Here is a 22,264-nt window from a genome sequence, read left to right as displayed (position 1 = left end):
CAATTGGCACGATGGGTGCGCCCCTTGTAGGAGCGGCCTTGCGTCGCGAAAGGCCGCACCTACAGGGACCGCGAAGGCCCGCTACGGCATCGCCTCCAGCACCTTCGGGTCCAGCCCTTCCCCTGCATTGGCCTCGATCCATTGCGCCAGCTGTCGGCGCATAGCCGGCGTCCAGAAGCTTTGCATATGCTGGCGCACCCCCTGTACCGCCAGCGCCCGGTCTGGTTCGCTGTCGAAGTAATGGGCAATCTGGTTGGCCATCTTGACCAGGTTGTCGCTGCTCATCGGCGCACCTCGGCTTGCTCCGCTGTACGGCGCTCTTGCATCAGGCGCCGCTGTTCGTCACTGAAGTCCTGATAGCGCTTTTGCCACTGCGATGGCTGGAACACCTTCACCACTTCCACTGCCGTTACCTTGTACTCGGGACAGTTGGTGGCCCAGTCGGAGTTGTCGGTGGTAATCACGTTGGCCCCCGACTCGGGGAAGTGGAACGTGGTGTACACCACCCCCGGCGCTACCCGCGCACTGACCTTGGCGCGCAGCACAGTCTGCCCCGCGCGGCTGCCAATGCCGACCCAGTCACCGTCCTGGATACCGCGGCTTTCTGCATCGGTGGGGTGAATCTCCAGGCGGTCGGCATCATGCCAGGCGACGTTGGCAGTACGCCGGGTCTGCGCGCCGACGTTGTACTGGCTGAGGATGCGCCCGGTAGTCAGCAACAACGGGTAGCGGTTGTTGACCTTTTCGTCGGTAGGCACATAACCGGTGAGCATGAAGCGGCCCTTGCCACGCACGAACTGGTCGATGTGCATGGTTGGCGTGCCGTCTGGCGCGGTGTCGTTGCATGGCCACTGCAGGCTGCCATGGCGGTCGATGTCGGCATAGCTGACACGGCGGAAGGTCGGCGTCAGGCGGGCGATCTCGTCCATGATCTCGGACGGGTGACGGTAGTTCATCGGGTAGCCCAGAGCGTTGGCCAAGGCGATGGTCGCTTCCCAGTCGGCCTTGCCGGCCAGCGGCTCCATGACCTTGCGCACCCGCGAAATGCGCCGCTCGGCATTGGTGAAGGTGCCATCCTTTTCCAGGAACGAGCTGCCCGGCAGGAACACATGGGCGAACTTGGCGGTTTCGTTGAGGAAGATGTCCTGCACCACCACGCACTCCATGGCGAGCAAGGCCGCGGTGACATGCTGGGTGTTAGGGTCGCTCTGGGCGATGTCCTCGCCCTGGCAGTACAAGGCCTTGAAGCTGCCGTCCAGCGCTGCCTCGAACATGTTGGGGATGCGCAGGCCGGGGTCGGGCTGCAGGGTCACACCCCAGGCGCGTTCGAACTCGGCGCGCACGTGCTCGTTGGAGATATGCCGGTAGCCAGGCAGCTCGTGCGGGAACGAGCCCATGTCGCACGAACCCTGCACGTTGTTCTGCCCACGCAGCGGGTTCACCCCTACCCCTTCACGGCCGATATTGCCGGTGGCCATGGCCAGGTTGGCGATGCCCATCACCGCAGTGCTGCCCTGGCTGTGCTCGGTCACGCCCAGGCCGTAGTAGATGGCCGCGTTGCCACCGGTGGCATACAGCCGCGCAGCCGCGCGGATCTGCTCGGCCGGCACGCCACAGACCGGGCCGAGTACTTCAGGGGCGTTTTCTGCCAGGCTGACGAAGTCGCGCCAGCGGGCAAAGTCTTCGGTTTCGCAGCGGGCATCGATAAAGCGCTGAGCCAGCAGGCCCTCGGTGACGATCACGTGGGCCAGGGCGTTGAGCATGGCCACGTTGGTGCCCGGGCGCAGTTGCAGGTGCAACTCGGCGCGGGCGTGCGGCGAGTCGACCAGGTCGATGCGCCGTGGGTCGATCACGATCAGCCGCGCGCCCTGGCGCAGGCGGCGCTTGAGCTGCGAGCCGAACACCGGATGGGCGTCGGTGGGGTTGGCGCCGATCACCAGCACCACGTCAGCCTGCATCACCGAATCAAAGCTTTGCGTGCCGGCCGACTCACCCAGGGTCTGCTTGAGCCCATAGCCGGTGGGCGAGTGGCACACCCGCGCGCAGGTATCGACGTTGTTGTTGCCAAACGCCGTGCGCACCAGTTTTTGCACCAGATAGGCTTCTTCGTTGGTGCAGCGGCTGGAGGTAATGCCACCGATGGAATCGCGCCCGTACTTGAGCTGGATGCGGCGGAACTCGCTGGCAGCGTAGGTCACCGCCTCGTCCCAGCTCACTTCCTGCCACGGGTCTTCCAGGCGCTTGCGGATCATCGGTTTGGTTATGCGGTCCGGGTGGGTGGCGTAGCCCCAGGCGAAGCGCCCCTTCACGCAGGCGTGGCCGTGGTTGGCCCCGCCGTTCTTGTCCGGGACCATGCGCACCAGCTGATCGCCTTTCATTTCGGCGCGGAACGAGCACCCGACGCCGCAATAGGCGCAGGTGGTGATCACCGAACGTTCGGGCTGGCCAAGCTGCACCAGGCTCTTTTCTGTCAGCGTCGCGGTCGGGCAGGCCTGTACGCAGGCGCCGCACGACACGCACTCGGAGGCAAGGAAGTTGTCGCCGCCCGCCGCCGCGACCCGCGACTCGAAACCGCGGCCGGTGATGGTCAGGGCGAATGTGCCCTGGATGTCTTCGCAGGCGCGCACGCAGCGGCTGCAAACGATGCACTTGCTGGGCTCGTAGTCAAAATACGGGTTGGAAACGTCCTTCTTTTCGGCCAAATGGTTGGCGCCGTCGTAACCGTAGCGCACCTCGCGCAGGCCCACCTGGCCGGCCACGGTCTGTAGCTCGCAGTTGCCGTTGGCCGAGCAGGTCAGGCAGTCCAGTGGGTGGTCGGAAATGTACAACTCCATCACGTTGCGGCGCAGGCCGGCCAGGCGTGGCGTTTCGGTACGCACCACCATGCCTTCGCTGACCGGCGTGGTACAGGACGCCGGGTAGCCGCGCATGCCTTCGATTTCCACCATGCACATGCGGCATGAGCCGAAGGCTTCGAGGCTGTCGGTGGCACACAGTTTGGGGATGCTGGTGCCCAGCATGGCCGCGGCGCGCATCACCGAGGTGCCGGCGGGCACGCTGACAGCACGCCCGTCGATGCTCAGGCTGATCTGCACGTCGCTGTCACGGGCCGGGGTGCCGAGGTCGCTGCTTTTATCAGACGCGGGGTCGAAGACATTGATCATTGCGCGGCCTCCGTGGTGGTCAGCCCAAAATCAGCGGGGAAGTACTTGAGGGCACTGGCCACCGGGTAGGCAGTCATGCCGCCCATGGCGCATAGCGAGCCGTACTGCATGGTGTCGCAGAGATCGCGCAGCAACAGGGCCTGGTCGTGGCGTTCGGTGAAATCAGTCGATGCGATCAACCGGTCGACCACTTCCATGCCCCGGGTGGAGCCGATGCGGCACGGGGTGCATTTGCCGCAGGATTCTTCGGCGCAGAACTGCAGGGCGAAGCGCGCCATGCTGGCCATGTTCAGGGTGTCGTCGGCCACCACCACACCGCCGTGGCCGAGCATTGCGCCCATGGCGGCGAAGGCTTCATAGTCCAGCGGGGTGTCGAAGTGGCTGGGGGGTACCCAGGCGCCAAGCGGGCCGCCCACCTGCGCAGCCTTCAGCGGCCGGCCACTGGCCGTACCGCCGCCGTAACCCTCCAACAGCTCGCGCAGGGTCAGGCCGAACGCACGCTCCACCAGGCCGCCCTGGCGGATATTGCCGGCCAGCTGGAACGGCATGGTGCCCAGCGAGCGGCCCATGCCGAAATCGCGATAGAACGCTGCCCCCTTGGCGAGAATGATGGGCACTGAAGCCAGGGTGAGCACGTTGTGCACCAGCGTGGGCAGGCCGAACAGGCCTTGCAGCGCAGGCAGTGGTGGCTTGGCACGGACGATGCCGCGCTTGCCTTCGATGGACTCGAGCAGCGCGGTTTCTTCGCCGCAGATATAGGCGCCGGCCCCCACCCGCACTTCCAGGTCGAAAGCCTGGCCGCTGCCGGCAACGTCAGTGCCGAGGTAGCCGGCTTCACGCGCGATGGCAAAGGCCTGGTTCAGCACGCGAATGGCATCCGGGTATTCCGAGCGCACATAGATGTAGCCCTTGTCGGCCCCCACGGCCAGGCCGGCAATGATCATGCCCTCGATCAGGAGGAAAGGGTCGCCTTCCATCAGCATACGGTCGGCGAAGGTGCCAGAGTCGCCCTCGTCGGCGTTGCATACCACGTACTTCTGCCCAGCCCCGGCGTCGCGCACGGTGCGCCACTTGATGCCGGCAGGAAACGCCGCACCGCCACGACCACGCAAGCCGGAGTCAAGCACGGCGGCGACCACCTCGGCAGCGTTCAGGGCCACGGCCGCTTCAAGGCCGGCGAAACCGCCATGGGCGCGATAGTCATCCAGCGACAATGGGCGGGTGATGCCGGCGCGGGCGAACAGCAGGCGTTGCTGGGTCTTCAGGTAAGGCATTTGTTCGACCAGCCCCAACGCCAGCGAGTGGCCACCGGGCTCACCGGCCAGGGCATCGAGCAACGCCGGCACGTCTTGTGGGGTCACCGGGCCGAAGCCCTGGCGCCCTTGCCCGCTGTCGCATTCGATCAGCGGCTCCAGCCAGTACAGCCCGCGTGAGCTGGTGCGCTGGATGTCCAGCGGCAGCTGGCGGCGCTCGGCCTCGCGCTGCAAGGCATCGGCAACCTGGTCGGCCCCCACGGCACGGGCCACCGAGTCGCAGGGAATGTAGAGCTTCAGCATGCTGCGTCCTCCCGGCAAGCGTTTACCAATGCACGCAGGCGCTCAGGGGTAAGCCGCGCATGCACCTGGCCGTCCAGCTCCAGCGCCGGCGAGCAGGCGCAGGCACCCAGGCAGTACACCGGGCGCAGGCTGATGGTACCGTCGGCGCTGGTGCCATGGTCATCCAGTGCCAGCTGATCACGCAGTTGCGCGGCCAGGGCCTCGGCGCCACGGCTTTGGCACGATTCGGCGCGGCACAGGCGCAGGGTGTGGCGCGCCGGCGGCGCAGTACGGAAGTCGTGGTAAAAGCTGATCACTCCACGCACCTCGGCCAGGCTGAGGTTCAGGGCATGGGCAATTTCAGGGACAGCGGCATCGGGGATGAAACCGATGTCGTGCTGGATGGCATGCAGGATCGGCAACAGGGCACCGGGGGTTGCCTTGTCACGGGCCAGAATACGGTGGATCACGGGCAGGTGGAGCAGTTCATCAGGCATACAGCGGACCTCGGCATCACGGACCCCGCCTGAATTATTGTGAGGGCAGGTATCCAGCGTGTTCTGCTGCGGCGCGTCGGCCGCGTCACGGTTGCGCGGCGCCGACGGCCTCCTTGCCCACGGCCGCGCATCTGCGCACGCTGGTCCGAAGGCATCCTGCAAGCATGGCACTTGTGGCGCCAGGGGGTTGCGTGCGAACGACCAGGCGCATCCTGAAACCGACGCCAAGCGTTACGGCCCCTGCACGGTATGCGGGGTTTCACAGCAGTACAGGTGCGTCGATGACTACCCCAGGCTAATGCCCGGCGCGAGCAGCCTTGCCTTGGCGCCTCCGGCCGCAAAGGCGCGCAAAGCGCCCCCGGCAATTCGGCACAGGCCTCAGGCCACTGCCTTGTCTACGCTGCGACCGGCTTCCAGCTCACGCACCAGCGGCAACACGTGCTCACCAAAGTACGCCACTTCCTCCTGAAAATGCAGAAAGCCGGACAGGATCAAATCCACCCCCACTGCCTTCAGCGCAACGATGCGCTCGGCAATTTGCTGCGGCGTGCCGATCAGGTTGGTCTTGAAGCCATCGTTGTACTGCACCAGGTCCTCGAAGCTGGACTTGGCCCAGTTGCCCTCGCCTTCCGGGCTGGCTGCCCCGGCGTGCTTCACCTCGTTGCCGAACGCCCGCACCGCCTCGGGGTTGGCCTTGTCGATGATCTCCTGCAACACCGCACGCGCCTGTTCCTCGGTGTCGCGGGCAATGATGAAGGCATTCACCCCAACCTTGACCGAGTGGCCGTTGGCTGCGGCCTTGGCGCGGATATCATCGACCTGGGCCTTGATCCCTTCCACGCTGTTGCCGTTGGTGAAGTACCAGTCCGACACCCGCGCGGCCATGTCCCGCGCCGCACGCGAACTGCCGCCCTGGAAGATCTCGGGGTGCGGTTGCTGCAGTGGCTTGGGTTTGAGGTTGTAGTCACGGAAGCGATAGAAGTCGCCGTTGAAGGTGAAGTTGTCCTGCGTCCAGATGCCCTTGAGCGCGCGGATGAACTCCTCGGAACGGCGATAGCGCTCGTCGTGGTCCAGCCACGGCTCACCGATGGCGTGGAACTCGCCCTTGAACCAGCCCGACACCACGTTGATGGCGATGCGGCCATGGGTGAACTGGTCGATACTGGCCAACTGCTTGGCCGCCAGCGCCGGGTTCCACGGCCCTGGCAGGATGGCGGCGATGACCTTGAGCTTTTCCGTGGCCGCCAGCAGCGCATGGCTGATGGTGACCGACTCATGCTGGTTGTCGGCGCCGTAGCCGGCGGTGAAGCGGATTTGCGACAGGGCGTAGTCGAAGCCCGCTTTTTCAGCGATTTGCGCAAGCTTGCGGTTGTAGTCGATGTCCCAGCTGGTGCGCTGCTCGATGGTGCTGACCACCAGGCCACCGCTGACGTTGGGGACCCAGTAGGCGAACTTGAGTGGGGCGTGGCTCATGGGGAAGCTCCTTGAGAATCTTTGGGGTTCAAGGAGGCAGGAGCAGCAAGCGTGCCAACGGCTGGATTCCTTTACTTTCAACGGGTTAATGGAACTAGTCGGCGATGTTGACTGCATGTGGTCAAACACGCTGTCGGATCACTGTTGCCTGCGCAACATCGCCGCTTGCTGCTGGCTCACCGGTTCTTGCGCATGCCCATGTGAGCGTCATCCATCAAGGCTTTGGCCATGTCGCACAGAAAGTGCGAGGCCCAGACCAGCACCGGCTCGTTGTCCATTACCCCGATAAACGATGCCCGCCGAGAGCAGTCCATCAACACAGAGGCCTGCTCGACAGCATGGTCACAGCAGTTGCCGGGCTCGACACGGAACAGCTTCTTGCCGTCGATGATACCGTCCAGGCAAGTGGCCGAGCCTACGGTCAGCCCCAGGGTGCCGGTGTCGTCATCCAATTCTTTATCCATCTTGAACCTCTTCTGAATCTGCCAGCCAGTGGTACTGCCCTCCACTCTCCTGTGGGAGCGGGTTCACCCGCGAACACGGGCGCAGCCGGTGCCATCCACCGCTGGCAAAACTTGATTTCAGCCCATCAATGCAAGGTATGCATTTGCGGCTTGCCTTTGAACTGCACCTGCGCAATCGCCGACTCCAGTAACGAGCGCACGGCCTCCACTTCATGCATCACCGCCAAGGTCATGACGGTGGCGGGAGACTTGGGCAGCGTGGAGAGGGCGTGATGGCCTACGGACAAGGCGCAGAGGACGTATTCGGTGGCCTGGATCAGGGTGTCTTCCAGGTGGTGCGAAGGGTCAGCGGAGAAAGGTGGATCGGGAACAATTTTGAGCATGGCGAATCTCTCTAGTTGCACTACCAAGATCGCCACCTGCTCACTTGCAGATGATTGGGTGGCGGCTACGTAAGGGCCTGCAAGACCGAGGCAACTAGAAAGCCCGGTTGGTCCGAAGACCACCCGTACGCAGCCACCATAAAACGCAGCTGAGCGCAAAGCGCCGTTAGCTGATGGTGAGCTCTTCTAGTTGACTCGCAGGCTTGCAGACCCGGTCGTTGAATTTGCAACGACAGGTCGAGACTAGGGAGATCAGGTTTCCATCGCAATGGTGAAACGGCTTGAAAAGGATGATTCAGAAACGGACTACATGGAAGGGGAAAAATCTGGCTCTATCGTGTAGGAACGACAAAGAATGTGGCGGGCCAACGAAGAGCCCTGTGCGTGGTTGCCCCACGCACAAGCGACAATGTTCAGTGCTGACTATACCGCCAACCGCGCCAGCCGCTGCAGCGCCACAATCACTTCCTCGTCCCGCTCTTCGAGCACATCCGCCTGGATCAGGGCGATCACGGCCTTCAGCAACTCGGTCTGGTTCATCTCGGTTTGTTGTTGCAGCGCAAGCAGGTCCTCTGCCATGTGCGGATTAACCTTCATCGACAACCGCCGGGTTGCATTGGACCTTGCAAGCCCGCGCTGCTCCCGCTGTGCATCCAGCGCCTGGATGAACGCCAGATGCGCAGCCTGCAATCGGCCCCCCTGCTGAACCTGCGCCAACCGCTGAACATAGTGGGCCAGAAACAACTTGCGTAAATGGGCCCCGGCGTCGCTGCTGACTGCATGCATGGCCGCATCCAGCACGTCCACATAGACGGCCGGCAAGCGCGCCTCGATCGACTTGAGCTGCTGCTTACGCGCCTCGTGAATGGCTGGTGTGGATTGCGGTGGAAGTGCGACCACGCCATCGCAACGGGTACACACGCCCACCAATATGTCCCTGGCCACACCCTTGCCATCGCTGAACGGTACATCCCGGCGGGCATAGCGAGTGGTCACCACTGCCTGGCAGTGCTCGCACAGTGCTTTTCCGCTATCCCCTTCAAACAGAATCTTCATGATCTGGGTACTCACTGGTGAACGCTTATGAACCAGGTGTCTGGTTCGATAAAAAAGAACTTGATGTACCAGCCATCCCGTTTGAGTACATGCACCTCTACGGCAGCGACAGCGTGGTGAGGGCTGCTTGCGTGGTGAATGCCCCGGCAGGAGCGCACGACTTCGACAACCTCTCGGGCTGACACCTCCCCTGTAGCCAACAGGTTCTTTATATCGATATCCCCGCGCGAAACGTGTTGGTACTCCCCTGATTCAAGCGCCGCTATCACTGCGCGCTGGGCCTCCCTGAAACCGGTTTTCATAGCTCATCCCTGCCATTACGAAAATCATCGTACAAAATCCGGATCAAATCTAGCGCTTGCGAAGCCAAAGCGACCAGCGGTTCCCCCCCGATTCGAGCGATGACCCGGAACACGCATGAACTATGGCCCTGCCAGCCGCAAGACGGCGCAGGGCAATGTAACCAACGCTTTCAAGGCTGCTCGCGGCAGCCGCTTGAAACCTCCGTGAGCACCGGCTAGCTGCTGCCATCCACCTAGGCCGTGTTTCGCGAGAGGTGAAGAAGCATGAAACATTATTTATCAATATATCTTCTCATTTGACGTAGATTCTCATTCGCACGAAATCTGTAACCCTTTTACCAGCCCCCGCCTCAGGAATTCCCCGTGAAACGTCATCTCCCTGCCCGCCTCTTGCTGGTCGGCGCATGCAGCGCCATGCCTGTCGTTCATGCCGCCGACAACCTCACCCTGCCCGCGACCCAGATCGACAGCACGAGCGAAGTGATGGATGCCGTGAGCCAGGGCTACGAAGGCAGGGCCTCATCCAGCACCACCAAACTGGGCCTGACCGACAAGCAGACCCCGCAGGGCGTGACAACCATCACCCGCCAGGCGCTGGACGATTTCAAGATCACCGGTATCAAGGACGCACTGCGCGCAGCACCGTCGGTAACCGTCGAGCAAACCGAAACCGACCGTACCGAATTCACTTCGCGCGGTTTCGACATCGACACCTTCGAGTACGACGGCATGGGCATGCCCTTCGTAAGCAGCACGCTGGTAGAGGACCAGGACCTGGCCGAGTACGAGCAGATCGACGTGTTGCACGGCGCCAATGGCTTGATGAGTGGTGCCGGCAACCCGTCGGCCACGGTCAACTTCGTGCGTAAACGCCCGACAGATACCTTCCAGGCGCAGGTCGACACCAGCGTCGGCTCGTGGGACAGCCGCCGTATCGACGTCGATGTTGCCGGCCCGCTGACCGACAGCGGCAATGTGCGCGGGCGTTTCATCTACTCCCACGACAAGGGCAACTCATGGATGGACCGCTACAGCCACGAGCGCAACGTTGCTGCCGGCCTGCTGGCGTTCGATGTGTCCGACGCCGACACCGTGACCGTGGGCTTCTCCCAGCACAACAGTGACTCCAACGGCAGCACCTGGGGCAACCTGCCACTGGTGGACAATGACGGCAATGCCATCCACTACAGCGGGCGCAGCAACAGCATCGGCCAGCCGTGGACCTACTGGAACCTGCACACCCAGCGGGCCTTCGTCGAGCTGAAGCATGATTTCGGCAATGACTGGAACGCCACGCTCACGGCCACCGGGCAGCAGGAAAAGCAGAACACCAACATGCTTTATGTAGGTGGCGTCTCTGGTGATGTAGCCGACGCGTATGCCAACCACACCCGCAGCGAGGCTCACCAGCTGCTGGGCGAGGCCAAGGTGCAAGGCCCGTTCAGCCTGTTCGGTCGCGAGCACCAGTTGACCTTCGGGGCCGCGTACGGGCGCACGCACCAAAAAGGCCAGGAGTACGATGAAGACCTGGAGCATGGCAGTTTCTTCAACACTTCGTTCTCGGGCATCCTCGCGGGCAATACGCCTATGCCCTCGTTTGGCGTCACCAGTGACGACCTGGCGCAGAACTTCCAGGACACGCAAAAAAGCGTATTCGCCGGTGCGCGATTCAGCCTGGCCGATAACCTGCACTGGATAGCCGGTGCACGCATGCTCAGCGCCGACGGCAAGGGTGAGAGCTACGGTTCAGAACACTCCACGCGCGCCCATGGCAAGGTCACGCCCTACACCGGCCTGGTCTACGACCTGAACGAGGCATGGAGCATTTACGGCAGCTGGACCAAAATCTACAACCCGCAGTACAACGTGGTCGGTACCGACGGCAAGCTGCTCGACCCACTGGAAGGCAAGAGCATGGAAGTGGGGGTAAAAGGCAGGGTGATGGACGAGCGCCTGCACCTGACCGCTGCGCTGTTCAAGACCGAGCAGCGCAACGTGGCCGTGGATGCCGGGTTCGACGGGGTTCAAGAGGTTTACACACCGGGCGACTTCAAGAGCCACGGCGTAGAGTTGCAGGCATCCGGCGAAGTGGCGCCAGGCCTCGACCTGCTCGCCGGCTACACCTATGTACGTATTGACGATGACAACGGCGAGCGTGCGCGCAAATATATGCCGGCCCACAGCTTGCGCGGCATGGTCACTTACCGCTTGCCGACCCTGCCACAGATGAAGGTTGGCGCCCGTGTTAGCTGGCAGACCGGCGTCGAGAACGACACCAACAGCGCCATCCACCAGAACGCCTACGGCCTGGTTGACCTGATGACCAGCTACGACATTGACAGCAACTGGAGCACGTCGCTGAACCTGAACAATGTCACCGACCGCAAATACCTGCTGTCGCTGTACAACAACGCGACAACCGCCAGCTACGGTGCACCGCGCAACCTGACGGCTTCGGTGACCTGGAAGTACTGACCCCGCCCGTCCTGTGTAGCGGCGCACTGAACGGCATCCAGTGATGGCTTTGGCGCCATTCAAGTAAGCTCAGCCCTTGCAATGCGACTATCAAGGACGGTATCCATGCATTCACTGACTGACGAGCAGTTACTGGCGATCATCCGCGAGAACCCGGTAAACCGGGCACTCCTGGCGGTGCTGGCAACGCTGGATATCCCCCACTGCATGCTGGTGGCAGGCGCCCTGTTCCAGACCTTCTGGAACCACCGCGCAGGGCTGCCTGCCGGCTGGGGCATCAAGGACTATGACATCGCCTACTTTGACGCCGATGTGTCCTGGGAGGCAGAGGACCGGGTAATCACCAGGGTGCAGCAGGCCTGCGCGCACTTGGGCGTCAACGTGGAAGTGCGCAACCAGGCCCGCGTCCACCTCTGGTACCAGGGGAAATTCGGCGGTGCTTATTCGCCATTGCTCAAGGTCACGGATGGCATCGACCGCTACCTGATCCGCTCGACCTGCCTTGGGGTTGATGTGTGCACGGGCACGTTGTACAGCACCCATGGCCTGGATGACCTGCAGCACGATCTGCTGAACATGAACGAGCTGAACCCACGGCCAGGCTTGTTCAGGGAAAAAGCCGCCAGCTACCGGGAGCGTTGGCCATGGCTTGTCTTGGTCGAGTGATCAGAATGCTCAAGCTAGTGTCCGGTTTTCGACGCGCTGAACCAGTCACTGCGTGTCAGCTCCCATACCTCGACCTGCATTGGCCCAGAAACAAAATATCCATCGCGGGTACTCACCCTGCGCATTCCCTCATGCTCTGAAACCTTGCGCGAGGCATGGTTGGCAACGGCTTTGGGAACCTGCATGAGCGGGCGTGACAACGCCTCGAACCAATAGGCGTTGATGACCCTGCAGGCTTCGCGCATGTAGCCCATGCCCCACCACTGCGGCGCAAGCCAGAAGCCTCTGTTGTTTCCAGGCTGCTCATACAAACTGATGCTGCCAATGGTGCAGTCAGCCTCGTTGCGCAGGCGGATCATCCAGTACCATTCACGGCCCGCAGCCATGGCAGGCAGGGCGATATCCCGTACATAGACCAGCGCACCGTCTTCCGGATATGGCCATGGGACGCGACGATCGAGGTAGCGGACAACTTCCCATTGCGGGAACAGTTTCTGGATTGCAGGTGCATCCTCCAGTCGCAGGGGTGTGAGTACAAGGCGATCGGTATGCAGCGTCGGCAGGCAAGCCATGGCATTCGTTCCTGGGCATCCTTGTGGAAGCTTCAGATGGTCTGCGATGGGTCGTTTCTTGTCGAGCGGGACTACAGCTTACCTATGTGACCTGCACCCAAACGCCTCTCAGCTGAACACCCAGAGCACGCGGGTGGGCTTGTCGGTGAGGTTGGCATAGCGAAAACTGGCGTGGGGTTGCAGCTGAAAACTGTCACTGGCCCGCAGCGTGACCGGCTCGCCACCACCCAGCCACACCGTCAGCTCGCCTTCGAGCACGAAGCAGCCCTGCTCCGAGCTGTCGTCCAGGTATTCCTCGCCACTGCTGGCCCCTGGCTCCAGGTGGCTATCGAGCATGGAGAACGCGCCCGTTATCGTGGGGGATGCCAGCACATCGGTGATGCCACCCGCCAGGTGAAGGGTACGCCGCTCGTGAGGGCGGGTGACCCAGTCGAGCTCGCGGGGCTTGTCCAGCTTGTAAAAGTAGGCGGTCGAGACGCCGAGCTCTTCGCTGATGGCTGTGAGGTCGGCCACGGTCGGGCGCGACACGCCCCGTTCGACCTGGGACAGAAAGCCCACCGAACGGCCGATACGCTGAGCCAGCTCGCCCAGCGTCAGGCCTTTGAACTTGCGCAGGTCGCGAATCAGTACTGCCAGGCCTTCGATTTCTTCGTGCACTTTCATAGTTGAATCGCGACTTTCAGACGGGAAAATAATGCCTTGAAAAGTACAGGATTCATCTCACAAAGCAAATTGCTTTGGGGGCCTGACGTGGGTTTTGCGGTTGGGGCGTAGATCGAGCGCCGCGTGGGCGGCGCTCGATATCACAGGTGCTGAAAATCTACAGGCAAAACCTCTGCCCTTACCGCACAGCCTCATAGGTCAGGTCCAGGCACTTGCGGGCTTTTTCCACCAGCTCGTCGATCTCCTCGATGCTGATCACCAGCGGCGGCGCGATGATCATGGTGTCGCCCACGGCGCGCATGATCAGGCCGTTGTCGAAACAGTGCTGGCGGCAGATCATGCCGACACCTTTGCCTTCGTAACGGGCGCGGGTGGCCTTGTCTTTCACCAGCTCGATTGCGCCGAGCATGCCCAGGCCGCGCACTTCGCCCACCAACGGGTGGTCGGCCAGTTCGCGCAGGCGTTGTTGCAGGTACGGCGCGGTTTTATCGTGCACCTGCTGGATGATCTGCTCGTCACGCAGGATGCGCAGGTTCTCCAGGCCTACCGCAGCTGCCACCGGGTGGCCGGAATAGGTAAAGCCATGGTTGAAGTCACCGCCTTCGCTGATGACCTTGGCCACTTCGTCACGCACGATTACCCCGCCCATGGGGATGTAACCAGAGGTCAGTCCCTTGGCAATGGTCATCAGGTCGGGCTTGAGGTCGTAGTAGTCGGTACCGAACCATTCACCGGTGCGGCCGAAGCCGCAAATCACTTCATCGGCAACGAACAGGATGTCGTACCTGGCGAGAATTTCCTTCACCTTCGGCCAGTAGGTTTGCGGCGGAATAATCACGCCACCGGCGCCCTGGATCGGTTCGGCGATGAAGGCGGCAACGTTGTCTACGCCAACTTCAAGAATCTTCTTTTCCAACTGCTCGGCCGCCCACACGCCGAAGTCGGCCTCGGTCATGTCGCCGCCTTCGCCGAACCAGTACGGCTGCGGGATGTGCACGATATCCGGGATCACCCCGCCCTGCTGGTGCATGCCGCTCATGCCACCCAAGGCTGCGCCCGCCACGGTAGAACCGTGGTAGCCGTTGATGCGGCCAATGATGACCTGCTTGCTCTTCTTGCCCTTCAGCGCCCAGTAATGGCGCACCATGCGCAGCACGGTGTCGTTGCCTTCAGAGCCGGAGCCGGTGAAGAACACATGGTTCATGCCTTGCGGCGCCACATCGGCGATTGCCTTGGCCAGCTCCAGCGCAGGGGGGTGCGCGGTCTGGAAGAACAGGTTGTAGTAAGGCAGCTGCTTCATCTGCTGGCTGGCAACTTCGGCCAGCTCATCGCGACCGTAGCCGACCGCCACGCACCACAGGCCGGCCATGCCATCGAGAATCTTGTTGCCCTCGCTGTCCCAAAGGTACACGCCCTTGGCCGAGGTGATGATGCGCGGGCCTTTCTCAGCCAGTTGTTTGACATCGCTGAACGGGGCCAGGTGATGGTCGCGGCTCATCGATTGCCAGGCAAGGGTCTGCGAATTCTTTTCACTCATTGACTTCTACTCCATCAAGTTGCGCGGCCAGGCTGCGCGGGTACTTTTATAGTTGGGAACGGTCGGTGTTCAGGCCGACAGCAACAGCCTTTGGCGCAGTACCGAGCGCTGTCGGCAGGCCTTGCCAAAGGCCTGGAAGATGGTCAGGTAATGCGGGTTGTCCATGACCTGGAACTCGGGGTGCCATTGCACGGCCAGGGCAAAACCCTTGCCGTTCTCGACCGAAATCGCTTCCACCAGGCCATCGGGTGCCAGCGCTTCCACCCGTAGCCCCGGGGCCAGTACATCGATGCCCTGGCCATGGATGGAATTGACGTCGAAGATCGCCGGCAAGCCCATGCGATCGAGCATGCCGCCGGGCTTTACATGCAGGGTGTGGCGCGGCCCATATTGCTTGTCCAGGGGCTCGTCCTTGCCTTCGCGGTGGTCCATGAACACGCCGGTCTCGTGGACTTTCTGGTGCAGCGTGCCGCCCAGTGCCACGTTCATTTCCTGGAAGCCCCGGCAAATGCCGAGCACCGGCACGCCGGCGGCGATGGCCGCACGCATCAGCGGCAACGTGGTGGCATCACGCAGCGGGTCGTGCAGCGTGCCCTCTGCACTGGCCGCGCCGTTGTAGTGGAACGGCTCGATGTTGGACGGTGAACCGGTGAAAATCAGCCCGTCCACCACGTCGAGAATATCGGCGCTGTCCATCAGCTCACCTAGGCTGGGAATCACGATGGGCAACCCACACGCTGCCTTGGCCGCCGCACGCGCGTATTTCTCGCTGATGGTCTGGGTTGCATGTAGCTCGATCATGCTGGTGCATGCGGTAATGCCGATAACGGGCACACGGGGCATATCTTCCTCCGGCAAATCCATATTGCGCGTTGTAGTGAAAGGGAGGGTGCAGCGTCGCTGTCTGGACTTCGCCACCTACAGGAACCAGCGGTATTCGCGGGCATCGATGTGGCGCATGAAGTCCAGTTGTTCCTGGTATTTGTTCTCGCAGTACACCATCACGAACTCACTGCCCAAGCCTTCGTTGACCACCGGGTGGTGACGCATGGCGGCCAGGGCACCGAGGGCATCTTTGGGGAAGTCGATACCGCTCTGACGGTTTTCGTTCAGCGGGGCGATGGGCTCGACGCCACGGTCCAGGCCATGCTCCATGCCGGTCAGAATGGCCGCCAACACCAGGTACGGGTTGGCATCGGCACCGGCGATGCGGTGTTCGATGCGCAGGTTGCGCGGGTCGGACTCGGGGATGCGAATGCACGCATCACGGTCTTCGAAGCCCCAGCTGGCCTTGCTCGCCGCGTTCACCATGGCACCGTAGCGGCGGTAAGCATTGTGGTTGGGGGCGAAGATCGGCATGCAGTGCGGCAGCAGCTCCAGGCACCCCGCCACCGCATGGCGCAGCTTGCGCTGCTGCGCGCCGGCCAGGATGTTGTTGCCGGCAGCGTCATACAGGCTGACGTGCACATGCATGCCGCTGCCCGGCGCGTCCAGGTATGGCTTGCTCATGAAGCTGGCACGGTAGCCGTGCTTCATGGCGATACCGCGGGTACTGCGGCAGAACAGCGCCGACCAGTCCGCCGCGCTCAGCGCATCGTCGCTGTGGGAAAAATTGATCTCGAACTGGCCAGGGCCCAGCTCTGCGGTGATGACGTTCGCCGGCACACCCTGCTCGTTGGCGCCATCGACCATCTCGTGCAGCACCGACGAGAAGCGTGAAAGCCGCTCGATGTGCATGTTCGGCTGGTCGTCCTCGTCCCCGGTCGCGGTGTCCCGTGGGTACTGTGGCAGGCCGTTGTCGAGCTTGCGGTCGAACAAGTAGAACTCCAGCTCGAAAGCCACCACCGGGCGGATGCCGCGTTTGGCCAGGCGCTGAATCACGCGGGCCAGCACTTCACGGGGCTCGAACTCGATAGGCTTGTCGGTGCCGTCGGAGGTGATGAGCATCTGGGCAATCACTTCTTTTTCCCAGCGCACTGGCTTCAGGGTACCCGGCACCAGGCGCCGGGCAGCATCCGGGTCGCCGTCGGCAAAGCAGTAATCGCCAATCGGGTAAAGGCCACCCTGGGTACCCAACAACACGCAGTTCTGCGGCAGCTTCAGAGGTGCACCGGCTGCAACCTTTTCCAGCATGTCCATGGGGTAGCGCTTGCCGTAGAAGTGCCCGGGGATATCCAGCGCAATCAGGTCGACATAACGAATTTCTGGGTGCTCCGCTCGGAACGAGCGCACTTCAGCCAGCAGATCCGGAAAGATGACACTCATCTTCTTATCCTTGTGAGGTGAACGAATTCAATTGAAGACCCAGAGCACGCGGGTGGGTTTTGCCGTGAGGTTGGCGTAGCGGAACTGCGCGTGGGGTTGCACCTGGAAGCAGTCGTTGGCCTGCAGGGTCACGGGCTCGCCGTGGTCCAGCCATACCGTGAGTTCGCCTTCCAGTACGAAACAGCCCTGCTCGGAACGGTCACTCAGGTACGCCTCGCCACTGGTGGCGCCTGGTTCGAGGTGGCTGTCGAGCATGGCGAAGGCACCGGCGATGGTGGGCGAAGCCAGCACATCGGTAATGCCCGACTCCAGGTACAGCGTGCGCCGCTCGTGGGGGCGCGTGACCCAACCAATGCTGCGGGGCTTGCTGAGGTTGTAGAAGTACGCGGTCGACACGCCGAGCGCTTCGCTGATGGCGGTGAGGTCCGCCACGGTAGGGCGCGAAACACCGCGTTCGACCTGAGAGAGGAAGCCGACCGAGCGGTTGATGCGCTCGGCCAGCTCGCCCAGGGTCAGGTTCTTGAATTTGCGCAGGTCGTGAATAAGGATCGCGAGGGCTTCAACCTCTTCGTGCATCTTCATCGATTGGGCTGCCGTGAAATTTTTAGAGTTATTTTTCATGAAAAAATACAGTAAATTTTTCACGAGTCAAGCAGGACGATGGAAATGCGCAGCAGCGAACCGATGCCCTGCGGCCCAGGGATCTAGGTTGATAAAGGTGGGCCGGGTTTCTTTAACGGTGCTCAGGGAGTAGCCTGCGCGGTGAATCTTCCCAGCCCGGCCATTGCCATCGTCATGCCAAACGGTTTCCCTGAACTGCCCCCGCTTAACGCGCTACGCGTGTTTGAAGTGGTTGCCCGCCACCTGAACTTCCGCCTGGCTGCCGAGGAACTGGGTGTGACCCAGGCGGCAGTTGCTCAACAGATACGTGGGCTGGAAGCGCACCTGAAGCTTCGTTTGTTCGAGCGCCTCCCGCGGGGCCTGGCGCTGACCGATGCGGGCCTGGGCTACAGCGCCAGCATCCGCAGCGCCTTGGCAATGATTGATGAAGCAACCCGGCTGCTCCGGCCACAGGCGGCTCACTTGACCGTCAGCGTTACCCCGACGTTTGCCTCAAAGTGGCTTATCCCCAGGCTGGGCAACTTTGCGCAAAAACACCCGGATATCGATCTGCGTGTGCTGGCCACGGACCGGCTGTCGCACTTCAGCACCGATGGCGTGGATATCGCAGTGCGCTACGGCAAGCCTGAAATCGGCGCGGGCTTGAACAGCGAACTGCTGATGGATCAGCGCATTGTCGCCGTGGCCAGCCCAACGCTTTTTGAGGGCACCCGTGTGCCCGCCAGCTTTGCGCAGCTTCAAGATTTCATCATGCTTCACGATGCCCATGATTTCTGGCCTCAATACCTGGCCGCAGTGTTCCCGCAACACGCGCAACCGACGGCCAAGAACCTGCGGTTCAATCAGACCTCGTTGGCTATTGATGCGGCCATCAGTGGTCAGGGCATTGCGTTGGCCAGCCTGGCGTTCGTCAGCGATGAAATCGTTGCGGGCAGGCTGGTCCAGGTCTTCGCTCAGCAGCTAGGGCTCGACAAGTCGTTCTATCTGGTGTGGCCACGCAAGCTGCAGCAGCCTGAATCGCTAGGCGTTGTGCGGCGCTGGCTCAAGCAACAGGCTGACAATAGTTAATCTACTGCCACGGTAAAGTTTGGCTGCCTCCCTCCCCGCTGGGGCTACTGCTAAGGTGATTGCACCTAAGCAATCAGCCGTTCACGTTGGAGGCAGCATGTCAGTAGAAAAAGTTGCGATTATCACAGCCGGTGGCAGCGGCATGGGCGCGGCAGCAGCACGACGCCTGGCCGCTGACGGCTTCAAGGTGGGCATCCTTTCCTCTTCGGGCAAGGGCGAAGCACTGGCTGCCGAACTTGGCGGCATTGGCGTAACCGGCAGCAACCAGTCGGTTGAAGACCTGAAACGCCTGGTAGATGCCGTGGTAGAAAAGTGGGGCCGCATCGACGTGCTGGTCAATAGCGCTGGCCATGGCCCGCGCGCGCCGATCCTGGAGATCAGCGACGAGGACTGGCACAAGGGCATGGACACCTACCTGCTCAATGTCATCCGCCCTACGCGCCTGGTAACGCCTTACATGCAACGCCAGAAAGGGGGGGTGATCATCAACATTTCCACGGCGTGGGCGTTCGAGCCGAGTGAGTTGTTCCCGACCTCTGCTGTTTTCCGCTCGGGCCTGGCCGCCTTCACCAAGATCTTCGCCGACAATTTTGCCGGGGATAACGTGCGCATCAACAACGTTCTCCCCGGCTGGATCGACAGCCTGCCGGCCACCGAACAACGCCGCGACAGCGTGCCGCTCAAACGCTATGGCACCCGCGAGGAAATCGCAGCCACCATCGCGTTTCTCGCCAGCGAAGGCGCTGCCTACATCACCGGGCAAAACATCAAGGTTGACGGCGGCCTGACCCGCAGCGTGTGATTGGGTATGGCCGCAGTCTGCGCTGCTGCGGCCTTCGGTTTCTGCAACAGGGGTGCTCGCGTGCTCGACGCGCTCCCCCGCAAGCCAGCCAGTCGTGGCCGTTTGACCTTCAAGGTTAATAGTTCTCGTAAGCCAATATGAATTGAGCCAAGGCCATGTCACTGATAGCTATGTCTGGATGGGAGTGCCGAAATTTATCCATCGCAGCTTCAAGGTAGACCCCCTTGATGTTGCCATCGCTCGCAACATAGCTGCTGGCATCATCTCGCGTTGCGGCTATCAGCTTTTTATCCCGCGAGGTCAAGTAGGTGGTTGCAGTGCTCGTGCTGGAGATGAGGGTTTCGGCCCAGAAATCATTCATCGCCATCGCAGGGCTGGAAAAAACCAAAAAACAATAAGTGGACAAGGAAAATATAAAGCGCATTAATAAACCTGAATAAAGAACACCCGAAGCAGCGTTAAAGCCGTTATACCATCACTTCAGCAGACCCGTCAGCGAGCCCTTTACTGGCATCACTCAACAAAATGGCTCCGCTTCATCCGCATCGCCGCCTTATTCGCGCGCTTCAAGCGCGCAGTGCGCTGGGCTTTATTATAATCGTCACGCCCCTGCATGACACCGCCCGCCACTTCAACCCAATCACTCGCGGTACAACCGGAAACCAGAAAGGAAAATAAAAGCGGACACATACACATCAATGACTTCATTAAACGCCCCGTTGACCACCGATCAATATAACAATGTAACTACCTTTCTTCCCCTGAAACCCTGCGCAGCCGCTCCTGCGCTTGCTCCAGTTTCCCCTTGTATCTTTCAACCATTCTGGAAGACCCGGACGCTATCGCAGCTTCCAGCTGGTCCTCCCTCCGGTGAACGTCTTTCAGTGCGCGAGACACTTGTTCGCCTGGTTCGCTCGGTTCATCATCACGGCAATACCGCTGAACCCGAGACAACGCAGCTTCCAATCCTCTCTGCTGGTATATATTCCCATACCGTATTGCCTGATCCCTTTCGTGAGCAATCTCGTCTCTGCGCTGTTCACAGCGCTTAACATCTCCTGCCAAAGACAGGTCACACACTGCAAACACAGCGAATACAACCAGTAAAAAAGGCGCTGCCCCCACGCTACGAATACCGAGCGCGTGCTTCCTGTACGGATACCCTGCTAACTGCTTACCCACAACACGTCGACCCTGCATACCTGAAAGCCTTGTAAAACCATCGAGCACCATGCTCAACCTGGGCAGCACAGTACCTCGCGATGACGCGACCGGCTTTACGTCGACCTTACTTGGCATTACTTAACCACCTCAACAGGCGCCTGACCCTTACTTTTTCTTACCAAACGCCTGTACACCGCCTACCCTGCCCTGATAACCGCATCCCCCGGGCAGCGGACGAGCGCCTACTCAAACAGCGCAATATTCACTAACGCGGCACGTGGCACACCCCTACCACCAGGTTATTCACATTGAAATAGTACTCAAAATCCGAGAAAGCATTGAAGGTCATGATGCCGCCCTGAAAACCACGGGCCATGAATGGAATATGACTTCCCGCCGTATCGCCATCGAATGTTGAAATAGAACGTGTCTTGAAGAGATATCGCGAGGTGTCCAGGTGCGTCAGCGACAACTCGAAGCGTCTGTCATACACATATTTTACACCGCGCGGGCTTATCACATGATAATAGGCATAGATCGCACCCTCATTGGGGTCGATCGTCATATCTCCGACGCCGCGCCAAAGCCCCTCTCCCTCCTCCACATGAACAAAGTCAATGGAGGCGCTGCACGGGGCCCGAGGACTATCTCGGTAGACCGATATCAGGTAATTGCTTATCAAGCCCGCAAAAATAAAAACCGAGAGAAGTGACGTAAACCCAATCACTTTTTTCCAACGCGAAGATAATTTACGCACAATGCCTCCCCGTGGCTTTCTGGCTTTACACAACTTACCAGCAACTGACTGAGAGGCTTGCGCACATAATAGTTGCTGTCTTTCAAGACCAACGCCGGCTCGAACCCGGCCATCGCCGCCAATACATCATCCTTAGACATATTTTCACTCTGTTCGGCGTACAGCGTTGCCCCATCACGCTCCCAGACACGTTTCCACGCTTCCAGGTCCGGCGGCTTGTGAAACATCAGGTAGGCATAAATAACGGGGAGCGAGGCGCCTAGAAAAGCGAGAGCCGGTAAAAACAAGTGGCTATTTCTTCTTATCCATCCGTCACGCAATGGAAGGGGGGCCATGACAGCGTTTTGCCTTTCTTCAGCGAGCTCCGCCTTGCCAGCTACAGTCTCACTCGAGCCGCTCTGTTTGCTGTCATTGCCGACGGGTTGCTCATTGGCGCCCGATGATGCCCGAGGCCTGTCTTGCTCGAGGTGCAATGGCATGTCACGTTCAACTGCAACGTCCGCGGAAACCATGGTGATTTCACACAGCAGTATCAAACCTCGCTTAGGCAATGTTTTCAAACTGTCTCGAGGCACACCAACATCAACCAGCTTCGAACGAAGCGCATGCACTGTTTTATAATAACTACTGTCAGAGACAACCAAGCCCCGAGCACCCCATACTTGAGAGATTATCGCCTCTTTATCAGTAATGCCTGCTATCAGGGCAAGCAACAGATCGCTTTCGTTACTGCCTAACGTTGTCGATAAGTTAGCACGACTCAGTGTCATCCGTTCAGCGTCGTAACAAACCTCCATCAA

Annotated in this window: 24 protein-coding genes; 4 read left to right on the top strand and 20 right to left on the bottom strand. The window is 60.9% G+C overall.

Translation table 11 applies throughout. The features are described from left to right. Nucleotides 1-81: 81 nt before the first annotated feature. The 9 genes from ACK1VC_RS20935 to ACK1VC_RS20895 all read right to left on the bottom strand — a co-directional run bounded on the left by ACK1VC_RS20935 (nucleotide 82) and on the right by ACK1VC_RS20895 (nucleotide 8,874). The gene (locus ACK1VC_RS20935) at nucleotides 82-285 is read right to left on the bottom strand and encodes a formate dehydrogenase subunit delta (RefSeq protein WP_016485790.1); all 204 of its coding nucleotides are present in this window, start codon (nucleotides 283-285) and stop codon (nucleotides 82-84) included. Further along, on the bottom strand, nucleotides 282-3,164 hold the full coding sequence (gene fdhF, locus ACK1VC_RS20930) for a formate dehydrogenase subunit alpha (protein ID WP_191087445.1): 2,883 nt from the start codon (nucleotides 3,162-3,164) through the stop codon (nucleotides 282-284). The genes ACK1VC_RS20935 and fdhF overlap by 4 nt, the downstream gene beginning before the upstream one ends. Next, entirely contained in the window at nucleotides 3,161-4,720 is a 1,560-nt protein-coding gene (locus ACK1VC_RS20925; protein ID WP_096425835.1) for a formate dehydrogenase beta subunit, read from the bottom strand. The genes fdhF and ACK1VC_RS20925 overlap by 4 nt, the downstream gene beginning before the upstream one ends. Continuing rightward, nucleotides 4,714-5,196, bottom strand: a complete 483-nt coding sequence (locus ACK1VC_RS20920; protein WP_016485787.1) for a formate dehydrogenase subunit gamma — start codon at nucleotides 5,194-5,196, stop codon at nucleotides 4,714-4,716. Before ACK1VC_RS20920 ends, ACK1VC_RS20925 begins: the two co-directional genes overlap by 7 nt. Nucleotides 5,197-5,574: 378 nt before the next feature. Beyond that, a complete protein-coding gene (gene sfnG, locus ACK1VC_RS20915) occupies nucleotides 5,575-6,669 on the bottom strand; it encodes a dimethylsulfone monooxygenase SfnG (RefSeq protein WP_016485786.1) in 1,095 nt (364 codons plus the stop codon). A 176-nt stretch (nucleotides 6,670-6,845) separates the two neighbouring features. Beyond that, nucleotides 6,846-7,133, bottom strand: a complete 288-nt coding sequence (locus ACK1VC_RS20910; protein WP_024717324.1) for a DUF3077 domain-containing protein — start codon at nucleotides 7,131-7,133, stop codon at nucleotides 6,846-6,848. Between the two features lie 125 nt (nucleotides 7,134-7,258). Then, entirely contained in the window at nucleotides 7,259-7,516 is a 258-nt protein-coding gene (locus ACK1VC_RS20905) for a hypothetical protein (RefSeq protein WP_016485784.1), read from the bottom strand. Nucleotides 7,517-7,939: 423 nt separating this feature from the next. Then, nucleotides 7,940-8,572: a hypothetical protein gene (locus tag ACK1VC_RS20900; RefSeq protein WP_060518385.1), complete on the bottom strand. Its 633-nt coding sequence runs from the start codon at nucleotides 8,570-8,572 to the stop codon at nucleotides 7,940-7,942. 11 nt (nucleotides 8,573-8,583) lie between these two features. Continuing rightward, entirely contained in the window at nucleotides 8,584-8,874 is a 291-nt protein-coding gene (locus ACK1VC_RS20895; protein WP_016485782.1) for a hypothetical protein, read from the bottom strand. A gap of 414 nt (nucleotides 8,875-9,288) precedes the next feature. On the opposite strand from ACK1VC_RS20895, the gene ACK1VC_RS20890 reads away from it, so the two are divergent. Both ACK1VC_RS20890 and ACK1VC_RS20885 read left to right on the top strand, forming a co-directional pair. Beyond that, nucleotides 9,289-11,349: a TonB-dependent siderophore receptor gene (locus ACK1VC_RS20890; protein WP_449118034.1), complete on the top strand. Its 2,061-nt coding sequence runs from the start codon at nucleotides 9,289-9,291 to the stop codon at nucleotides 11,347-11,349. 105 nt (nucleotides 11,350-11,454) lie between these two features. After that, the gene (locus ACK1VC_RS20885) at nucleotides 11,455-12,015 is read left to right on the top strand and encodes a nucleotidyltransferase family protein (protein ID WP_016485779.1); all 561 of its coding nucleotides are present in this window, start codon (nucleotides 11,455-11,457) and stop codon (nucleotides 12,013-12,015) included. 14 nt (nucleotides 12,016-12,029) lie between these two features. Here the strand turns inward: ACK1VC_RS20885 and ACK1VC_RS20880 are convergent, their stop codons facing one another. The 6 genes from ACK1VC_RS20880 to ACK1VC_RS20855 form a co-directional block, all read right to left on the bottom strand. Next, nucleotides 12,030-12,587 (bottom strand): GNAT family N-acetyltransferase, encoded by a 558-nt coding sequence (locus tag ACK1VC_RS20880; protein ID WP_191087443.1) that lies wholly within the window; start codon nucleotides 12,585-12,587, stop codon nucleotides 12,030-12,032. 108 nt (nucleotides 12,588-12,695) lie between these two features. Next, nucleotides 12,696-13,250 carry a helix-turn-helix domain-containing protein gene (locus ACK1VC_RS20875; RefSeq protein ID WP_016485777.1) on the bottom strand — a complete coding sequence of 185 codons (555 nt, stop codon included), beginning with the start codon at nucleotides 13,248-13,250 and terminating at the stop codon, nucleotides 12,696-12,698. 178 nt (nucleotides 13,251-13,428) lie between these two features. Further along, nucleotides 13,429-14,787, bottom strand: coding sequence for an aspartate aminotransferase family protein (locus tag ACK1VC_RS20870; protein WP_016485776.1), 1,359 nt, complete (start codon nucleotides 14,785-14,787; stop codon nucleotides 13,429-13,431). Between the two features lie 69 nt (nucleotides 14,788-14,856). Further along, complete coding sequence (locus tag ACK1VC_RS20865; protein ID WP_016485775.1) at nucleotides 14,857-15,630, bottom strand: gamma-glutamyl-gamma-aminobutyrate hydrolase family protein; 774 nt, start codon at nucleotides 15,628-15,630, stop codon at nucleotides 14,857-14,859. A gap of 75 nt (nucleotides 15,631-15,705) precedes the next feature. Continuing rightward, complete coding sequence (locus ACK1VC_RS20860) at nucleotides 15,706-17,052, bottom strand: glutamine synthetase family protein (RefSeq protein WP_016485774.1); 1,347 nt, start codon at nucleotides 17,050-17,052, stop codon at nucleotides 15,706-15,708. A gap of 27 nt (nucleotides 17,053-17,079) precedes the next feature. Next, entirely contained in the window at nucleotides 17,080-17,634 is a 555-nt protein-coding gene (locus tag ACK1VC_RS20855) for a helix-turn-helix domain-containing protein (protein ID WP_016485773.1), read from the bottom strand. Between the two features lie 213 nt (nucleotides 17,635-17,847). On the opposite strand from ACK1VC_RS20855, the gene gcvA reads away from it, so the two are divergent. Both gcvA and ACK1VC_RS20845 read left to right on the top strand, forming a co-directional pair. Beyond that, nucleotides 17,848-18,741 (top strand): transcriptional regulator GcvA, encoded by an 894-nt coding sequence (gene gcvA, locus ACK1VC_RS20850; protein ID WP_033734083.1) that lies wholly within the window; start codon nucleotides 17,848-17,850, stop codon nucleotides 18,739-18,741. Between the two features lie 97 nt (nucleotides 18,742-18,838). Next, nucleotides 18,839-19,543 carry an SDR family oxidoreductase gene (locus ACK1VC_RS20845; RefSeq protein WP_016485771.1) on the top strand — a complete coding sequence of 235 codons (705 nt, stop codon included), beginning with the start codon at nucleotides 18,839-18,841 and terminating at the stop codon, nucleotides 19,541-19,543. Nucleotides 19,544-19,658: 115 nt separating this feature from the next. On the opposite strand, the gene ACK1VC_RS20840 is transcribed toward ACK1VC_RS20845, so the two are convergent. From ACK1VC_RS20840 to ACK1VC_RS20820, 5 genes are all read right to left on the bottom strand, one after another. Continuing rightward, nucleotides 19,659-19,967 (bottom strand): DUF2388 domain-containing protein, encoded by a 309-nt coding sequence (locus ACK1VC_RS20840; protein WP_016485770.1) that lies wholly within the window; start codon nucleotides 19,965-19,967, stop codon nucleotides 19,659-19,661. An 89-nt stretch (nucleotides 19,968-20,056) separates the two neighbouring features. Then, complete coding sequence (locus ACK1VC_RS20835; protein ID WP_033731210.1) at nucleotides 20,057-20,251, bottom strand: hypothetical protein; 195 nt, start codon at nucleotides 20,249-20,251, stop codon at nucleotides 20,057-20,059. 39 nt (nucleotides 20,252-20,290) lie between these two features. Next, nucleotides 20,291-20,743, bottom strand: a complete 453-nt coding sequence (locus tag ACK1VC_RS20830; RefSeq protein ID WP_060518344.1) for a DUF1090 family protein — start codon at nucleotides 20,741-20,743, stop codon at nucleotides 20,291-20,293. Nucleotides 20,744-20,972: 229 nt separating this feature from the next. Continuing rightward, nucleotides 20,973-21,464 (bottom strand): hypothetical protein, encoded by a 492-nt coding sequence (locus ACK1VC_RS20825; protein WP_024717329.1) that lies wholly within the window; start codon nucleotides 21,462-21,464, stop codon nucleotides 20,973-20,975. Next, a complete protein-coding gene (locus ACK1VC_RS20820; protein WP_016485766.1) occupies nucleotides 21,431-22,261 on the bottom strand; it encodes a winged helix-turn-helix domain-containing protein in 831 nt (276 codons plus the stop codon). The genes ACK1VC_RS20825 and ACK1VC_RS20820 overlap by 34 nt, the downstream gene beginning before the upstream one ends. Between the last annotated feature and the right edge of the window lie 3 nt (nucleotides 22,262-22,264).

This window comes from Pseudomonas sp. XP2 (assembly GCF_053557975.1).
This window is presented reverse-complemented; position numbering and strand designations above follow the sequence as displayed.

What these genes read in the sequence shown, in the direction of transcription:
- ACK1VC_RS20870 (WP_016485776.1), bottom strand. Translation starts at nt 14,787, where the DNA reads ATGAGTGAAAAGAATTCGCAGACCCTTGCCTGGCAATCGATGAGCCGC.
- ACK1VC_RS20875 (WP_016485777.1), bottom strand. Translation starts at nt 13,250, where the DNA reads ATGAAAGTGCACGAAGAAATCGAAGGCCTGGCAGTACTGATTCGCGAC.
- ACK1VC_RS20925 (WP_096425835.1), bottom strand. Translation starts at nt 4,720, where the DNA reads ATGCTGAAGCTCTACATTCCCTGCGACTCGGTGGCCCGTGCCGTGGGG.
- gcvA (WP_033734083.1), top strand. Translation starts at nt 17,848, where the DNA reads ATGCCAAACGGTTTCCCTGAACTGCCCCCGCTTAACGCGCTACGCGTG.
- ACK1VC_RS20910 (WP_024717324.1), bottom strand. Translation starts at nt 7,133, where the DNA reads ATGGATAAAGAATTGGATGACGACACCGGCACCCTGGGGCTGACCGTA.
- ACK1VC_RS20900 (WP_060518385.1), bottom strand. Translation starts at nt 8,572, where the DNA reads ATGAAGATTCTGTTTGAAGGGGATAGCGGAAAAGCACTGTGCGAGCAC.
- ACK1VC_RS20935 (WP_016485790.1), bottom strand. Translation starts at nt 285, where the DNA reads ATGAGCAGCGACAACCTGGTCAAGATGGCCAACCAGATTGCCCATTAC.
- ACK1VC_RS20860 (WP_016485774.1), bottom strand. Translation starts at nt 17,052, where the DNA reads ATGAGTGTCATCTTTCCGGATCTGCTGGCTGAAGTGCGCTCGTTCCGA.
- sfnG (WP_016485786.1), bottom strand. Translation starts at nt 6,669, where the DNA reads ATGAGCCACGCCCCACTCAAGTTCGCCTACTGGGTCCCCAACGTCAGC.
- ACK1VC_RS20885 (WP_016485779.1), top strand. Translation starts at nt 11,455, where the DNA reads ATGCATTCACTGACTGACGAGCAGTTACTGGCGATCATCCGCGAGAAC.
- ACK1VC_RS20840 (WP_016485770.1), bottom strand. Translation starts at nt 19,967, where the DNA reads ATGCGCTTTATATTTTCCTTGTCCACTTATTGTTTTTTGGTTTTTTCC.
- ACK1VC_RS20920 (WP_016485787.1), bottom strand. Translation starts at nt 5,196, where the DNA reads ATGCCTGATGAACTGCTCCACCTGCCCGTGATCCACCGTATTCTGGCC.
- ACK1VC_RS20820 (WP_016485766.1), bottom strand. Translation starts at nt 22,261, where the DNA reads ATGGAGGTTTGTTACGACGCTGAACGGATGACACTGAGTCGTGCTAAC.
- ACK1VC_RS20895 (WP_016485782.1), bottom strand. Translation starts at nt 8,874, where the DNA reads ATGAAAACCGGTTTCAGGGAGGCCCAGCGCGCAGTGATAGCGGCGCTT.
- ACK1VC_RS20880 (WP_191087443.1), bottom strand. Translation starts at nt 12,587, where the DNA reads ATGGCTTGCCTGCCGACGCTGCATACCGATCGCCTTGTACTCACACCC.
- ACK1VC_RS20890 (WP_449118034.1), top strand. Translation starts at nt 9,289, where the DNA reads ATGCCTGTCGTTCATGCCGCCGACAACCTCACCCTGCCCGCGACCCAG.
- fdhF (WP_191087445.1), bottom strand. Translation starts at nt 3,164, where the DNA reads ATGATCAATGTCTTCGACCCCGCGTCTGATAAAAGCAGCGACCTCGGC.
- ACK1VC_RS20845 (WP_016485771.1), top strand. Translation starts at nt 18,839, where the DNA reads ATGTCAGTAGAAAAAGTTGCGATTATCACAGCCGGTGGCAGCGGCATG.
- ACK1VC_RS20835 (WP_033731210.1), bottom strand. Translation starts at nt 20,251, where the DNA reads ATGAAGTCATTGATGTGTATGTGTCCGCTTTTATTTTCCTTTCTGGTT.
- ACK1VC_RS20865 (WP_016485775.1), bottom strand. Translation starts at nt 15,630, where the DNA reads ATGCCCCGTGTGCCCGTTATCGGCATTACCGCATGCACCAGCATGATC.
- ACK1VC_RS20830 (WP_060518344.1), bottom strand. Translation starts at nt 20,743, where the DNA reads ATGCAGGGTCGACGTGTTGTGGGTAAGCAGTTAGCAGGGTATCCGTAC.
- ACK1VC_RS20905 (WP_016485784.1), bottom strand. Translation starts at nt 7,516, where the DNA reads ATGCTCAAAATTGTTCCCGATCCACCTTTCTCCGCTGACCCTTCGCAC.
- ACK1VC_RS20855 (WP_016485773.1), bottom strand. Translation starts at nt 17,634, where the DNA reads ATGAAGATGCACGAAGAGGTTGAAGCCCTCGCGATCCTTATTCACGAC.